Source organism: Pseudoalteromonas sp. BDTF-M6, assembly GCF_018334135.1.
GTDB lineage: Bacteria > Pseudomonadota > Gammaproteobacteria > Enterobacterales > Alteromonadaceae > Pseudoalteromonas.
Genome location: NZ_JAGXTQ010000002.1, coordinates 583,914 through 599,230, shown reverse-complemented (window position 1 = coordinate 599,230; position 15,317 = coordinate 583,914). Strand labels below are relative to the sequence as shown.

Genomic DNA, 15,317 nt, shown 5'->3' with positions numbered 1-15,317 from the left:
CTAAAAAGGGTATTTTACGCCCCCACTTGGCGCAGAGCTAGCACTATCCGACTAAATAAGTACCGGTACCATAAGCAATTTGTACCCCCGCTTCATTGTGCAATTCCATCCGACAGACGCACACCTTGTTGCCGGAGCGGATCAACACGGCGCTGGCGCTAAAGTGCTCGCCCTTGCCCGGGCGTAAATAGTCGCTGCGCAGATCTATGGTACCCAAGGTGGCCAATCGGTTTTTCAAACTAGCTATTGGCTCACCATCAAGCTTATCCACCACGGATGCAGCCGCCAGCAACCCGCCGACCGTGTCTAACAAGCTGGAGATCACGCCGCCGTGTAAGATACGCTGATGGGGATTACCAATAAGTTCATCTCGCCATGGCATATGGATGCGTGCCGACTCGCTATCAAGGTGAGTGATCTCTATGCCCAGTAACTGGTTAAATGGCATTTGCGAAAAAAGCAGGGCTAATTGTTTATAGGCAAAGGATTTATCCATGACATTCTCTAAGTAGACCATACTGGTAAGATGAGCTCATCCTAGCGCGAGATTAGTTTTTAAGCAAAGTTATCGGCTTTCATACGGCGGCTACAGACAAGGTCAATAAAACGCTCTAAAATAGCTCGCCATGAGCACTGTATCCGCATTATTCAACGAGCCAACACCCGAGCAAATTCTGCAGCAGGTCTTTGGTTATAGCCAATTCCGTGATGGTCAGCAGCAGGTGATAAACGCCGTGCTGGCGGCCCAGGACGCGTTAGTTCTGATGCCCACTGGCGGTGGCAAATCCCTCTGTTATCAAGTACCGGCCATGTTATTGCCGGGGCTCACCCTGGTGATCTCGCCCTTGATTTCACTGATGCAGGATCAGGTGACTCAGCTCAACACCCAGGGCGTTAAGGCCGCGTATATTAATAACTCCCTAAGCCGTGAAGAGCAGCAGTTGGTTTACCAACAACTCCATGATGGCGAGCTAAAGCTTTTGTATGTGGCACCGGAAAAGGCGCTGCAATACGAGTTTCTCGAGCGCTTGAGTTATTTGCAATTAAGCTTAATCGCCGTCGATGAGGCCCACTGTGTCTCCCATTGGGGTCATGATTTTCGCCCTCACTATTTCCGCTTAAGCGAGCTGAAGCAGCGCTTCGCCCAGGTGCCCATGATGGCGCTGACGGCCACCGCCGACAGCGCTACCCGGGTTGATATCGTTAATCAGTTGGGGCTGGCCTCTCCCTATATCCATATCGGCAGTTTCGACAGACCCAACATTCGCTACACCCTGGAAGAAAAGTTTAAGCCTTTTGCCCAGTTATTGCGTTATCTTCGCACCCAAAGCGGGCAAAGTGGCATTATTTATTGCACCAGCCGCAAACGGGTCGATGACCTGGCACAAAAGCTGAGCGAGTCGGGCCTTAACGTTGCCGCCTACCATGCCGGCATGAGTAACGAATCCCGCCATTTTGTGCATAACGCCTTTGCTAAGGACGATATTCAAATCGTGGTCGCCACGGTCGCCTTCGGCATGGGCATCAATAAACTCAATGTGCGCTTTGTGGTGCATTACGATATCCCTAAGAATATCGAGTCCTACTACCAGGAAACCGGTCGTGCCGGCCGTGACGGTTTAGCCGCCGAAGCCATTATGTACTTCGACCCCGCCGATGTCCCAAGGGTACGACGCTTTTTCGAGGATATCGAAGACGAACAAAGACGCCGGGTCGAAGAGCAGCGCTTTAATGCCATGGCCAGCTTTGCTCAGGCGCAAACCTGTCGCCGACAAATTCTGCTTAATTACTTTAGCGAGTATCAACGCGAAGCCTGTGGCAACTGCGATATTTGCCTCAATCCGCCACAACGCTTCGACGGCACCTTAGTCGCACAGCAGGCGCTGTCCTGCGTCTATCGGGCCGGTCAGAAATTTGGCTTAGGCTATATTGTCGAATTACTGCGCGGCGCCAATACCCAGCGCATTCGCGATTTAAATCATCACACCTTGAGCACCTATGGCATTGGTAAGGAACACAGTAGCGAATACTGGCTCAGTATCTTGCGTCAGTTGGTGCACCAAGGCTTATTGCATCAGGATATTAGTCAGGGCTCGGTGCTCTGCCTGACCGAGGCAGCGCGGCCGGTACTCAAAGGCGAGTATCAGTTGCAGCTGGCAGAGCCGCGTTTACAGGCTAAACACGTGTACCAGGATAAGTTGGCGCAGTTTAACTATGACAAGAAGCTGTTCGCCAAATTGCGCGCCTTACGTAAACAGCTCGCCGATGAAGACGATGTGCCGCCCTATGTGGTTTTTAACGATAAAACGCTGGCGGAAATGGCCCAGTTGATGCCCACCAATGACACCGAGTTTTTAAAGGTTTCCGGAGTTGGTTTTAGCAAGTTAACTAAATATGGTGGTGCCTTTATGACCTTAATTCGCAACTATTTATCGGCTGAATAGTCCGCTTGTTGCGCGCCCTGAGTATGAGGCTGGCCGTAAAACTTGGCCAGCTTATCTATTTGCTGCTCGGTTAACGATGCGGCCATGGCCGACATCAGTGCGTGACGGCGCTTGCGCGCTCGATAATCCAGTAACTGCTGGCGTAAATAAGCAATATTCTGACCCTTCAAGTGCGGCGTTGAGGCATTACGGGCGATACCGTCGAGGCCATGACAACCTTGGCAACGGGCCGCTAAAGACTCGGCATTGACCTCAAAGGCCAGCAATAAAATAATGATGAAGTAATTATATTTCATATACATAGAGAGTAAGAAAGTGACCACTCTAAGTCTAGACCGAGATCACCTGGTGATCATCATTAATCCCGACGTAATGCCTGAAGCCGATGAATTCGATTTTTGGGGACGTATTTTCCTGCATCAGGACGAGATTAGCATAGGTGAATTTTCTCAGGGTGCGGACCGTCATATGCTGCGTTTTCATTATTGCAATTGCCCTTTTGAACTGCACTTTGAGCATTATGGCGATAGTCTGTGGATCGCCGCCAGCGGCGCCGAGTCTGAGCTGCTCCTTGAAAAATTAACACATTATTTAAGCGCAAGTTGACACATTGTGCAGTAGACTAAAATGACGGGAAATAAAAAATAGTGTGTTAAATGAAGCGGCTGGTAGTGACTTTAGGGATCTTGTTGGCGGCGCAAGGGCAGGCTCTGGCGCAGTGCAACAGCGAGCATCTAGAGAATGATCCAGACCAGTTGCTATCGCGACAACTCGCCGATAAGCAGCCACTCCCCAAAGCCGACGGCACACGCCAGATAGGCCATATTCGCTTTATCCAAAACAATATTTTCAACACCGATCTGCCCAGCGAAGACAACTGGCTGTTTCGCCTTGCCAATACCATGCACATCATGACCGAGCCTCAGGTAATGAAAAACATTCTGCTGTTTAGCGAAGGCGACCCATATGACCCAGAGTTACTAAAGGAGTCAGAGCGCCTGCTGCGCCAGCAAGGCTATTTGTACGATGCCCAAATCAGTGCGAGCGAGCGCTGTGAAGACTATATCGATGTGGTGATCACCACCCGCGAACTTTGGACCTTACTGCCGGAGATCAGCTTTAGCCGCAGTGGCGGTGAAAACCGCTCCACCTTCGGCTTTCGCGACGGCAACTTTTTAGGCTGGGGTAAACACCTATCCTTGGTTCGCACCAATGATGATGACCGCAGCGGCTACGAGTTTACCTATGCCGATCCCAATGTCTTCGGCAGCCGTTATCGGGGTCGTCTCGAATACGCTGACAACAGCGATGGCGAGCGCCATTGGCTGGCCCTGAGTTACCCTTTCTACTCTCTCGACACGCCCTATAGCTACGGCTTTGCTAACGGCGGTAATCGCCGCGATGAAAAGCTCTATAACAAGGGGGAAACGATCAGCGAGTTTTCTCAGGATACCAGTATCAGTGAGGTATTTTTCGGTATCGCCCGGCGCCCGGCGGAGCATTGGACCCAGCGCATCCGCCTGGGCTACCGTTACCAAAACGAGCGCTTTTACGAGCTTCCACAAACCAATTTACCCATTGCCAAAGAGCGCACCCTGTCTTACCCCTATATCGACATCACCTGGCTGGAGGACGATTTTGTGAAAGTCCATAATATCGACACCATTAGCCGCACCGAAGACCTTAATCTGGGCTGGCAGATCCATGCTCAATTCGGCTACTCGCCGAGTACCTTAAGCGACGATGCCAGTCGTTATATACTTAAGCTCAATGTCCACCGTAGCCACTATATCAGCCAACGAAGCTTATGGCGTTGGTCGCTAGGCATAGATGGCACTATCCACGAGCAAGATTTTGAGGCGGAAAATCTCTTCTTCGGCGCTCACGCCGAATACCTGTATAACAGTGACGATGCCCAGTCCTGGTATGTGAAGGGACAGGTAGACGCCGCCGAAGGGTTGACCGCAGATCAGCAGCTTCCCCTTGGCGGCGACACCGGCCTGCGCGGCTATCCGCATCATTACCAACTCGGCGACAGGCGCGCGCTGTTTAGTGTCGAAAAACGCTATTACTGGCAATATAACCTTTGGCAATTATTTAGCGTCGGTGGCGCCTTGTTTTATGATGCCGGTCAGGCCTGGTTCCATGACAACCAGGAAAATGCCCATTTTCATCATAACATTGGCTTTGGCTTACGCCTGGCCCCTAGTCGCGCCAATGCCGGCGCTGTGATCCACCTGGATGTGGCCCGCCCTATCAACCGCAGCGATGATGTTGACCCGTTACAGTGGCTGGTCAGCGTAAAAAAATCTTTCTAACATCCTTTGTTGTGCCGATATTCCATGCTATATAGCTGCTTTTATTGCTTCCTTTATTTTGTAGGAAAAAACGGTGTCGCTACTGGAATTAGTCAGCCAAAACTATAAATGGATCATCACCCTGGGAGTGCTGCTGCTCTTCCCCCTCTTGGTACGTTTACAGCAAAAAATATTCGAAAAAACCATCCATGGGCGCGTCGATCCGCATCGCAAACAGCGGGCGCAATTGCTGCTTAAAGTCTTGCTGGCCATAGTGTTGAGCTGTGTGCTACTGGTCTTTTGGAGCATAGAATTACGCGGCCTGCTGGTATTGGGTTCCAGCCTATTTGCCATGCTTGGCGTTGCCTTGTTTGCCGGTTGGTCTCTGCTGTCTAACCTAACCTCATTCTTATTAATGTTTGCGCAAAACGACTGCCGCGTAGGCTACTGGGTCAAGGTGATCGACGGCGCCAATTTTGTCGAAGGCCGCATTATCGAAATGGGGTTCATGAATGTGGTGCTTGAGCATGTCGACGGCCATAAGGTGCTCTACCCTAATAACCTTTTTGTTACCCGTCCGGTCATGGTGCTGAACAAGCCGCCACAAAAAGCCAAGCCGATACGTAAAATACTTGGACCAAAAAAATAAGCGCCCATAGGCGCTTATTTTTATGCGGTTATTAGTTATTGAGCTCCGCGGTTTTAAGCTCGTCGTCCATGTAGCTTATCTCATCGATAAACGTTTCCAGTTGCTGCTCAACGATGGAGTTAGCATGGGCAAAATAGGCCAAATGAAACACCGCATCCCCTTCGTTCACCAGTGGCAGGGTTTGCTGGCCAATAACGATACCGCTGCGCGGAGCCACTACGGCACACTCGGTATCGCCGAGCGGGCTATTGATATAGGCCAATACCTGACCCTGACGCACACGCTCACCCAAAGAGACCTGGGCACGAATAATGCCATCGGTTTCCGCACGGATCCAACTAGTGGCCGAAGCAATAACCGGCTCGGCCTGTTTGCGCACCCGCTTGCCACGCATCATACGCAGTTTACGCATCACGTTTTCCACCCCTTGCACGCCGGCGGCAATGGCAATGGGGTCAAAGCGCAGCGCCTCGCCGGCTTCATAGGTGATCACCGGAATCCCGCGTGCCGCCGCTTCGGAGCGCAGCGAACCATTTCGCAAAGAGGCATTAATCACCGCCGGCGTACCAAAGGCGTTGGCTATCTTCGCGGTTTCATCATTGCTCAAGTCGGCACGAATTTGCGGCAAATTGGTACGGTGAATGGCACCGGTATGCAGATCGATAATATGACTGCAGTGCACTGCCACCTCGTTAAAAAAGGTGTTGGCCATGCGCCCGGCTACCGAGCCTCGTATCGAGCCGGGAAAGCTGCGATTTAAATCACGCCTGTCCGGCAAATAACGGGACTTATGAATAAAGCCAAACACATTAACCACGGGCACAGCGATCAGGGTGCCACGCAACTTAGCGGCATCCACCTTGGCCAGGGTTTGCCGCACGATTTCCACCCCATTGAGCTCATCGCCGTGAATGGCAGCACAAACCAACAGCGTGGACCCAGGTTCAACGCCGTTGACCACCTCAAGACTAATGGTCAGGGGCGAATGGGTGTACAACTTGGCCGCCTCTAGTTCAAAGACGCGGCGCTCTCCGGGAGCAACCTGCTCCCCTAACATGGTAAATGGCGTATTTTTCTTAGCCCTTGCCACGGGTTCTGGTCCTTTTCTCTTTCGCGTTCTTTTCAATAAATTGAATGATCATACTGGCAATGTCCTTGCCGGTCGCAACTTCGATGCCTTCTAAACCCGGAGAAGAGTTTACTTCCATCACCAAGGGGCCGCGCTCCGAGCGCAGCAGGTCAACACCGGCGACGTTCAAGCCCATGGCCTTGGCCGCCGCCACCGCGGTTTTACGCTCTTCCGGGGTAATGCGAACCAGGCTGGCACTGCCGCCACGATGCAGGTTAGAGCGGAATTCGCCTTCTTGCGCCTGACGCTTCATGGCCGCAATAACTCTATCGCCAATCACGAAACAACGAATATCGGCGCCACCGGCTTCCTTAATGTATTCCTGTACCATGATGTTGGCTTTTAAGCCCATAAAGGCCTCGATCACGCTCTCCGCCGCCTTACGGGTTTCCGCAAGCACCACGCCAATGCCCTGGGTGCCCTCAAGCAACTTGATCACCACGGGAGCACCGCCAACCATTTCCAACAGGTCTTTTACATCATCGGGCTTTGACGCAAACCCGGTGACCGGCATGCCGATGCCTTTACGTGACAGTAGTTGCAATGACCGCAACTTATCGCGCGAACGGGTGATAGCAACCGACTCATTGACCGGATACACGCCCATCATTTCAAACTGACGTAACACCGAGCAACCATAAAAGGTCACCGAGGCGCCAATTCGCGGGATAATGGCGTTAAAGCCCTCAAGCTTTTCGCCCTTATAATGAATTTCTGGCTCCTGCGAGTTAATGTTCATATAACAACGCAGCGCATCCAACACCTGCACCTCATGACCACGCTTCTCTGCCGCTTCGATTAGACGGCGAGTGGAGTACAGGTTTTTGTTGCGCGATAAAATACCAATTTTCATAGTTATCCTTATAACTTTGTTTGGTGTGAGAGCTCAGGGTCAACCACAATGCGGCCCACCATAGCGGTGCGCCCTAGTAGCATGCGAAACTTCATGGTATCGCGGTTGGTCAATGTTGCCTCCATCGGCCATTGTTGGCCATCGATACTCAACAAGGTTTCAATCACATAACGCATTTCGCTATGACCACCAGAATCGGTGACGGTACGCTCATCTTTTACTTTAGCTTGGCATTGAATTTCGGTTTCGACATCATCTTGATTCGGGTGCACCCAAAAACGCACCCATTTTTCGCCATCCTGCATATAAGGTTCAACCTTAAACGCGTGAATACAAGATGTGCGGGCTCCGGTATCTACCTTGGCTTTGATCTGCTTGATCCCTAACTCAGGCAACGCAACCCACTCGCGCCAACCGACTAAAATTCTGTTTTCCATAATGGCTACCAGCTCAGTGCTCCGACGGGAGCAAGTTGTTAAAGATCCGCTTTATACGGCAATTCACCTTAAAGAACAGTGAATTAATTTACTCGCGTCGATTAATATAATTAATTGATCTTCACGATGTTGTAGTCAAGGATAGAAGAAAATGGCGACAACAAAAAGCGAATTCTCAATGAGTGCATTAATCCATGCCCTAGTGCTCGACGGCCAAGGCGGTGTCAGTAAGGAATTGACAAATAAAGAACAAATTAGCGCTTGGCAAAAAACCGACGGCTTACTGTGGCTGCACCTCGACTATTGCTTTGATGAAGCCCGCGATTATCTTGAGCGCGTTAATTTAAGCGAGTTTGCCTACCAATCCTTGCTGGCCGAGGAGACTCGTCCACGCCTGGTGACCGACGGCCAAGGCACGCTGATGTTTTTACGTGGGGTGAATCTGAACCCGGCACAAACGCCGGACGACATGGTGTCGATTCGCCTTTATGTTAGCGACCAACTGATCGTTTCCACCCGTCACCGCCGCCTGCTTTCGGTGGGCGCCTTAGCCGACTCACTGCGCGCTGGCGATGGACCCAAGGATGCGTCATCACTTATTTGCCAACTCAGCGAAAACCTCACATCGCGGATGCAGGACGTCATCGACGAGCTTGAAGACAAGCTCGACCAGTTTGAGGAGCAGGTCGATAGCAGCCAGCCTTATGACCATAATGCCTTGTCTCAGGTGCGCAGGCAGACAATAGGTCTAAAGCGTTATATTCGCCCACAAAAAGACGCTCTGCGCGGCCTGTTAACACAACCGCCAAGCTGGTTAGAAGATGAGGATCGCTCGCGCATTAGCGAGACCATCAACCACCTGGTGCGTTATTTAGAAGAGCTGGATATGAATATTGAGCGGGCGCAGATCATTCAACAAGAGGTCGCCAGTCAGGTTTCCGACCAGCTCAATAAACGCATGTATGTAATGTCCGTGGTGGCCGCGCTGTTCTTGCCTTTGGGCTTTTTAACCGGCCTGTTAGGGGTCAATATCGGCGGTATCCCGGGTACCGAGTCCGATGCCGCTTTTGCCATTTTCGTCATCGCCCTGGTGGCTCTGACCGCCTTGATAGCCGTATATTTTAAGCTAAAGAAATGGCTTTGATCTGATCCAGGCGCACACTGGCGTGGTTGCTAAAATGCAGCCACTCCCCTTGGCCACTGACGATACCCACATCTTCGGCTCGAGCACAAAACTGCTCACCGCTGTGCAAGGTCACCGACACTTCATTATGGCGCATGCAATAAATCTCAATTTGATCATGCTGCTCACAGGAAATTGGCATATAGGCCATCGGCTTCTCCTTCTTTCACACCAGCGAACTCTTTTCTTATAGCACAGCGGCTAATAAAAGGGGCTCATTGAGCCCCTTAATAATGCACTAAAAACTGTAGGTGATATTACCGTAGATAAAGCGCCCATCCAGGCTGTATGGTGCAAACGGCGTGTACGGGAAAATCTGGTTAAAATCAGACTGGCCCACATTGTCCACCGTCGCCTGCGGGTATTGATCGAACAGGTTATTGGCGCCTAAAGCCAGCTTCCAACTGGCATCGGGATGATACGCCACTTCCAGGTCGGTCAGCCATTTAGCATCCAGGTATTCGTCACGCTCTGGTTGTGAGGAAATATCCGCCACCTCGCCGTAACGGGTCACTCGCACAGTGGTTTGCCACTTGCCCAGGTTCCAAATCGCCGTCAGGTTTAGCTTGCTATCCGGTGTACCCTGTTCAAAACGACCGATTTCACGACGAGCAAACAACTGATAGCTCTCGCCCAATGAATCCAACTCCGCCGGGTTATCTTTAACGGCGGTGATCTCGGTGTCGTTAAGGTTGCCGGCGGCGCTTAAGCGCATATCGCCCCAGGTGGCTAAATCAAGCTGGTAGGTGGCAACAATATCCACGCCCTGAGTGCGCGAATCGATGGCATTGGTGAAATAACGTACGCTCTCGACATGGGCCTCTCCGGCCGCCGCGAGAATCGCCGCCACTTCGTCGCCCTCTAAGTTTTCCGAGAGCACGATGCGGTCGTCGATATCGATGCGGTAGGCATCCAGGGTCAGGCTGAAAGCACCACTATTATAGATAAAGCCGGCGGTGATATTGACTGACTCTTCGGCCTCCAGTGGCTCAGCTCCCAAAGCCTGTGCCGCGGCGGTATCGGCAGGGAATAGACCGACCTCAAATGGCTGATTGTTTTCCAACACGGTAGAGATCTGGCGGTACGAGCTTTGTGCCAAAGATGGCGCACGGAAACCGCTGCTGATGGCACCGCGCAGGCTCAGATTTTCACTGACGCTGTAACGGCTTGCCAGTTTCGCCGTAAAGGTGCTGCCGAAATCACTGTAGTCTTCCAGACGCCCGGCCAAAACCAGGTTCCAATCCTCGTTGAGATAGGTATCGAATTCCGCAAACAGCGCCATATTGTAGCGACTTTCATCGGTGACACTGGCAGGGCTAAAACCAGGCAATACCTGGGCACCACCGGCTCCTAACGGAGCGCCATTACTATCGACGGCGGTAATATAGGAGGCCTCTTCACCAGGCTCGATTTGATAGCCCTCACGACGGTACTCGGCACCGATAGTGAAAAACACATCATCGTTTAAACCCAGGTCAAGCACGGTGCTGGCATCGGCGTTGACCAACCATTGGTCATATACCAGGGCGCCATTATCGAACTCGCGCGGGCTATTAACACCTAGCGAGGTATTTAGGCTGTTACTGACACCGAAGGCAAAATCATTGCGGCCATAGTTGGTGCTGATATCCCAGTTCCAGTCGCCGCTTTCCCCTTCCACCCCAAGGGCTAAGGCATAGTCCTCTACCTGGGTATCAATTTGCGGCAAGAAACCATCGGGATAAAGCGCGATCACATTACGGCTGTCTTTGGCTCGGCGATAAAAACCGCCGGAGTTACCTTCACGCTCGGAGTAGCTGCCGAAGGCATACAAGCGATAACCCTGACCCAACTCATAACCGCTATTGATAAACAGGGCGACATCTTCCAGCGCTGCCTTACCGAAGCGGTGGTTATAACGGTCAATGGTAAATTCGCGCGGATCCAGGCTGCCATCGTCAAGGCGGGCATATTGTTCGCGGGGATCAAAGCCGGAGCGCAGGGTTGGCTCATGGTCACGGTACTCCAGGGCGATGTTAACAAAGCCCTCATCGCCCAAGGCTAAACCCGTATTGGCACTGAAGGTACGGTTGGCGCCGTCGTTGATACGACGGTCATCACCGGTTTCAAAGGCCAGGTCGCCATTGTTGTCGGCATAAGCACGCTTCAGCTGAGGTGCACCGGCCATTTGCGTATCGTACTCGCCGTAAGTGGCGCTGATGCTACCGCCTTCATCGGCGTCCTTTAGCACTATATTGATCACCCCGGCTATGGCGTCTGAGCCGTATTGGGCGGCGGCACCATCACGCAGCACTTCCACGCGCTTAATAGCGGCAACGGGGATCATATTCAAATCCACCGCGGTCGAGCCACGACCCACTACGCCACCTAGACTTAAAAGCGCACCGGCATGACGGCGCTTACCATTTACCAATACCAGGGTGTGATCCGGTGCCAAACCGCGCAATACAGCAGGGCGGGCATGATCTGTGCCATCGGCTAGGGTAGCGCTGGGGTAATTAAAACTCGGCACTTGGGCGGCCAACACCTGGCTGATCTCTAACTGACCGGTGCTGGTCATATCAGCACTGGTGATCACATCGACGGGCACCGTGCTCTCTCCCAGGCTACGTAGGCTGCGGCGAGTACCGGTCACGGCAATCACTTCCATATCTTGCTCCGCCGCGCTGTCGTTTTGCGCCGTAGCAGCAAGACTTGGCGCACTGCCCAATGCCGATGCGATAGCCAGGCTTAAAGCCAGGTAATTGGTTGTAATTGTCATGAAGACCCCCTGAATACTGGAACTAGGTGATAAAAAAGGGGGCAATCATACGTAGCCATTTTAGTAACAGCAAATAGCAAAATAAACTAACTTATTCACCGAAATGAGTACTCAATAACAGACTGTTTCAGACGTAAACAAGGTGCTAACCCGGCGCTAAAATCGTGCAAGGAAACACATCTTACTGCCTGTTTTATAGACACATTCAGGGCGAGGATAGGAAAATATTTTTAAGGGATTAACGACAACACAGCCCACTAGGCGTTAACGTCTAGCCGGAGGGAGGCAATGTATAGACGGCAAAAATAGCCAGATAAAGAGTAGAGCGAGATAAAGGAATAAAAGTATAACTTACTGATTGGCCAGTAATGGCGCTCTCGCTAGGGATCGAACCTAGAACTTGGCCTCCGGAGGGCCACGTGATATCCATTTCACCACGAGAGCAGCTGAGTCAGCAGCATGGGATAGCGCCAACTGCGCCTATAGTAATGGCATCCCTTGGGAAATACCAGCCCCCGCTAATCGGATGGCGATAATTTATTCAGTGACAAAGAGTCGACTCGTCCAGTTTATCGGCGGAAATTTCAGACTTATACAAGGGGAGCCCCCCGCCTTGCTTTTTGCGCGCTGTCCTGTTGTTCAAAACCCGGGATAAAAAGCGTAGACAAAAAGCATTATTGCCACAAAAACAACAAGTTATTCATGCTGCAGCAACGCACTTCCAGCATTTTTATGCACCAGACCAGAGCAGCTACAAAAAAACAACAAAATAACCACAATATATTGACTACAAAAACCTATAAATTGAATTTAAATTCCCTATAATTGCATTTAAATTCAATTTATCTTTATTTTCGAGTCAAAAAGCCCGGCTGGATGGAAAATGTAGAAATTCCTCTGGTACATGGTAAGCCCGCATTTAGAGCAATATCACGCAAAAAAATAGCGAATATTTTTGCACAAAAATGCACGCAACTTGGCAAATAGAGAATAAAAAAGCGCAATGACTGAATATTAATTTCCGTCCCTCTTTTAGGGGGTTGTTTAATTATTGTTAACGTGCTTTTTATTGAATGGCAGATTGCATTGCTATATCAAATTCACAGGGTAATACAACATGGGTAAATTTAAGCCAACATTACTGGCTACGGCCATTGCCGGCTGCTTATGTGGCTACGCCAACGCCGAGCAAGCCAACAGCGAAATCAAGCAAGAAAAGGCATTGGAAGTCATTCAAATTACCGCGACTCGTCGCAGCGGTTCGGCGCAAGAAGCGCCGCTCAACATCACCGCCATGGATGCCGACGTGATGAAAGATCAAAATATTGCTCAGCTCGAAGACGTCGCGCGCTGGGTACCGGGCCTGACCATTACCGATCAGGGCGGACGTGAAGGCTCGCCGATTATCGTGCGCGGTTTGAACACCAACTCGTCGGAGCGTGCATCCGACAGCGGCACCGTGGCCACTTATTTGGGTGAGATCCCCCTTAATATCAATTTACGCCTCACCGACGTTGAGCGCGTCGAGGTGCTGATCGGCCCACAAGGCACCCTGTACGGTGCCGGTACGCTAGGCGGCGCCATTCGATATATGCTTAAGGCGCCGGTACTGGATATCACTGAAGGGCAAATCAGCGGCGACCTGTTCACTCTGTCACAAAGCGATGGCACCGGCGGCGAAGCGGGTTTTGTATTTAATACCCCTATCATCGAGGACGAACTGGCGGTCCGTGCCAGCGTAAACTATTACCACAACCCGGGTTATATGGATTACAACTTTGTCGTGCGTGAGCCGGGCGTATCCCTGCCCGACCCGGACTGGAACAATGCCGACGAGGTGAAGGCCAACCTTAAGCAGGTCAAAGATGCCAATGATGAAGACATTACCACGGCGCGCCTGTCACTGCGCTGGGCACCCAATGATGTCTTTGAGGGCACCCTCAACTACTTCTATCAAAAGCAGGAACACGGCGGCAATTCGATCACCCAGTACGGCAGCATCAGCCCGGATAACCCCATTCACGACTTGGTCGGCAAATACGACTCAGCCTACCGTGTTGAAGAGCCCAATGAGCAAGAAGATGAATTGCTTAGCCTGGAGCTAAAAGCCGATTTAGGCTTTGCCGAGCTGGTTTCGGCCTCGGGCTGGTCGAGCTATGAACAAGAAGGTCAGCGCGATCAAACCGATCTGCTTTACGATATCTGGACCGGCTACGCCAACTTCCCGGCCTTTGTCGATTACACCAAGGACACCAGTGAGCAAGACAGCTTTACCCAGGAGCTGCGCCTGGTTTCCAGCCATGATGGACCCTGGAACTGGATTGTTGGCGCTTACTACAACAAGTTTGAAAGCAAATCGGACGACAGGGAATATGCCCCGGGCTTCGATAACTTCGACTATGGCAGCGACATTCCCAATATCGAACCGGACCTAGAGTACATTGCTATCACCGAGTCAGATACCACGGAAAAAGCCTTGTTTGGTGAGGTGGGCTATGCCTTTACCGATCAGTTTAACATCACCCTGGGCGCACGTTTTTACGAGTATGAAATCGACTCCAAATCCGGTTCGGCCACGCCCTTATTCGATGCCTGGGATGATGTATTCTATGCCTCGCGAGCGGATGTCGACCTGGAACCAAGCAGTGCCGAAGATGACGGCAGCCTGTTTAAGTTCAACGCCAACTACACCTTTGACAATGGTTTGGTCACCTATTTCACCATCAGCGAAGGTTTTCGTATCGGCGGCAGTAATGGCCTGGAGTCTTGCCCGGAGCAATTGCCAGATCAGCAAATCATCTGTGCCCTGCCCAATGAAATGGCCTATAAGCCGGACACCACCACCAACTATGAGCTAGGTATTAAATCAACCTGGTTACGTAACAAGCTGCACTTCAATGCCGCGCTCTTTAGTGTTGATTGGGACGATGCACAAATTCAGTCGACCACGGTCAATGGTCAGGAGATCATCACTGCCAACGCTGGCTCCGCCCGCTCTCAAGGCGTCGAGTTATCGACTCGCGCTCTTTTAGGCGACAACTGGACGGTCTATGCCACCTACGCCTATGCCAAGGCCGAACTGACCGAAGATGCCCCTATGCTGTTTGATGTGTATGAGCCGGACCAGGCTTATTACGACGGGGCTGACGGCGACCGCTTGCCCGGTTCGCCTGAGCACCAGGCATCACTGGGGGTCAGCTACGAAAACGAAGTGTTTGGCGACAAGTTGTTGAACATTAACTATGGCCTGACCGCACAAAGCGATGTCTATACCAAGGTAGGTCTTAAGGCCGACGGCGAAGTGCTGCCGGGCTATGCGCTTAGCAATCTGTCCGCCAAGATCTCCGGAGATATGTGGTCGGCCACCCTGTATGTCGACAACCTGTTCGACAAGTACGCCTTCACCTCGACTCGTCGTGATAAATCCTGGGCGGGGATGGGGCGCTATGCCGACCAAAACCATGAGCTGCCTGAATTGCAACGGGTGTATGGTCACTACATCACCACTCCACGGACCATTGGCATGAAGTTTACCTATAACTTCGAGCTGTAATACACTAAGGG

The 15,317-nt window shown here is 51.6% G+C and carries 13 protein-coding genes and 1 tRNA gene; 6 read left to right on the top strand and 8 right to left on the bottom strand.

The window, feature by feature from the left end; translation table 11 throughout:
* Positions 1–43: 43 nt before the first annotated feature.
* A complete protein-coding gene (locus tag KD147_RS07115; RefSeq protein WP_105187789.1) occupies positions 44–496 on the bottom strand; it encodes a thioesterase family protein in 453 nt (150 codons plus the stop codon).
* Between the two features lie 130 nt (positions 497–626).
* On the opposite strand from KD147_RS07115, the gene recQ reads away from it, so the two are divergent.
* Positions 627–2,444: a DNA helicase RecQ gene (gene recQ, locus KD147_RS07110; protein WP_105187790.1), complete on the top strand. Its 1,818-nt coding sequence runs from the start codon at positions 627–629 to the stop codon at positions 2,442–2,444.
* Here the strand turns inward: recQ and KD147_RS07105 are convergent.
* On the bottom strand, positions 2,426–2,740 hold the full coding sequence (locus KD147_RS07105; protein WP_158684621.1) for a c-type cytochrome: 315 nt from the start codon (positions 2,738–2,740) through the stop codon (positions 2,426–2,428). The genes recQ and KD147_RS07105 overlap by 19 nt on opposite strands.
* Before the next feature lie 19 nt (positions 2,741–2,759).
* Between KD147_RS07105 and KD147_RS07100 the strand changes: the two genes are divergently transcribed.
* The 3 genes from KD147_RS07100 (at position 2,760) to KD147_RS07090 (ending at position 5,390) form a co-directional block, all read left to right on the top strand.
* A complete protein-coding gene (locus tag KD147_RS07100; protein ID WP_105187792.1) occupies positions 2,760–3,050 on the top strand; it encodes a DUF3630 family protein in 291 nt (96 codons plus the stop codon).
* A 50-nt stretch (positions 3,051–3,100) separates the two neighbouring features.
* A complete protein-coding gene (locus KD147_RS07095; protein ID WP_105187793.1) occupies positions 3,101–4,762 on the top strand; it encodes a BamA/TamA family outer membrane protein in 1,662 nt (553 codons plus the stop codon).
* Positions 4,763–4,835: 73 nt separating this feature from the next.
* Positions 4,836–5,390, top strand: coding sequence for a mechanosensitive ion channel domain-containing protein (locus KD147_RS07090; protein ID WP_212547338.1), 555 nt, complete (start codon positions 4,836–4,838; stop codon positions 5,388–5,390).
* Between the two features lie 31 nt (positions 5,391–5,421).
* Here KD147_RS07090 and KD147_RS07085 read toward each other — a convergent pair whose 3' ends face one another.
* Genes KD147_RS07085 through KD147_RS07075 form a run of 3 tightly spaced genes read right to left on the bottom strand, consistent with a single transcriptional unit; the run spans position 5,422 to position 7,809 of the window.
* Positions 5,422–6,480 (bottom strand): succinylglutamate desuccinylase/aspartoacylase family protein, encoded by a 1,059-nt coding sequence (locus KD147_RS07085; protein WP_212547337.1) that lies wholly within the window; start codon positions 6,478–6,480, stop codon positions 5,422–5,424.
* Positions 6,467–7,372: a 30S ribosomal protein S6--L-glutamate ligase gene (gene rimK, locus KD147_RS07080; protein WP_212547336.1), complete on the bottom strand. Its 906-nt coding sequence runs from the start codon at positions 7,370–7,372 to the stop codon at positions 6,467–6,469. The genes KD147_RS07085 and rimK overlap by 14 nt, the downstream gene beginning before the upstream one ends.
* Before the next feature lie 8 nt (positions 7,373–7,380).
* Positions 7,381–7,809, bottom strand: a complete 429-nt coding sequence (locus KD147_RS07075; protein WP_105187796.1) for an ATP-dependent zinc protease family protein — start codon at positions 7,807–7,809, stop codon at positions 7,381–7,383.
* A gap of 151 nt (positions 7,810–7,960) precedes the next feature.
* On the opposite strand from KD147_RS07075, the gene zntB reads away from it, so the two are divergent.
* Positions 7,961–8,953, top strand: a complete 993-nt coding sequence (gene zntB, locus KD147_RS07070; protein ID WP_105187797.1) for a zinc transporter ZntB — start codon at positions 7,961–7,963, stop codon at positions 8,951–8,953.
* On the opposite strand, the gene KD147_RS07065 is transcribed toward zntB, so the two are convergent.
* From KD147_RS07065 to KD147_RS07055, 3 genes are all read right to left on the bottom strand, one after another.
* The gene (locus KD147_RS07065; RefSeq protein WP_105187798.1) at positions 8,931–9,143 is read right to left on the bottom strand and encodes a Rho-binding antiterminator; all 213 of its coding nucleotides are present in this window, start codon (positions 9,141–9,143) and stop codon (positions 8,931–8,933) included. The two genes, zntB and KD147_RS07065, sit on opposite strands and share 23 nt — an antisense overlap.
* Before the next feature lie 87 nt (positions 9,144–9,230).
* Positions 9,231–11,753 (bottom strand): TonB-dependent receptor plug domain-containing protein, encoded by a 2,523-nt coding sequence (locus KD147_RS07060; RefSeq protein ID WP_212547335.1) that lies wholly within the window; start codon positions 11,751–11,753, stop codon positions 9,231–9,233.
* 369 nt (positions 11,754–12,122) lie between these two features.
* Positions 12,123–12,197, bottom strand: a tRNA-Arg gene (locus tag KD147_RS07055).
* A 673-nt stretch (positions 12,198–12,870) separates the two neighbouring features.
* On the opposite strand from KD147_RS07055, the gene KD147_RS07050 reads away from it, so the two are divergent.
* Entirely contained in the window at positions 12,871–15,306 is a 2,436-nt protein-coding gene (locus KD147_RS07050; RefSeq protein ID WP_105187800.1) for a TonB-dependent receptor, read from the top strand.
* Positions 15,307–15,317: the final 11 nt, after the last annotated feature.

Excerpts from the sequence above, each read along its gene's own strand:
- KD147_RS07115 (WP_105187789.1), bottom strand. The coding sequence starts at position 496 with ATGGATAAATCCTTTGCCTATAAACAATTAGCCCTGCTTTTTTCGCAA.
- recQ (WP_105187790.1), top strand. The coding sequence starts at position 627 with ATGAGCACTGTATCCGCATTATTCAACGAGCCAACACCCGAGCAAATT.
- KD147_RS07105 (WP_158684621.1), bottom strand. The coding sequence starts at position 2,740 with ATGAAATATAATTACTTCATCATTATTTTATTGCTGGCCTTTGAGGTC.
- KD147_RS07095 (WP_105187793.1), top strand. The coding sequence starts at position 3,101 with ATGAAGCGGCTGGTAGTGACTTTAGGGATCTTGTTGGCGGCGCAAGGG.
- rimK (WP_212547336.1), bottom strand. The coding sequence starts at position 7,372 with ATGAAAATTGGTATTTTATCGCGCAACAAAAACCTGTACTCCACTCGC.
- KD147_RS07075 (WP_105187796.1), bottom strand. The coding sequence starts at position 7,809 with ATGGAAAACAGAATTTTAGTCGGTTGGCGCGAGTGGGTTGCGTTGCCT.
- zntB (WP_105187797.1), top strand. The coding sequence starts at position 7,961 with ATGGCGACAACAAAAAGCGAATTCTCAATGAGTGCATTAATCCATGCC.
- KD147_RS07065 (WP_105187798.1), bottom strand. The coding sequence starts at position 9,143 with ATGGCCTATATGCCAATTTCCTGTGAGCAGCATGATCAAATTGAGATT.
- KD147_RS07060 (WP_212547335.1), bottom strand. The coding sequence starts at position 11,753 with ATGACAATTACAACCAATTACCTGGCTTTAAGCCTGGCTATCGCATCG.
- KD147_RS07050 (WP_105187800.1), top strand. The coding sequence starts at position 12,871 with ATGGGTAAATTTAAGCCAACATTACTGGCTACGGCCATTGCCGGCTGC.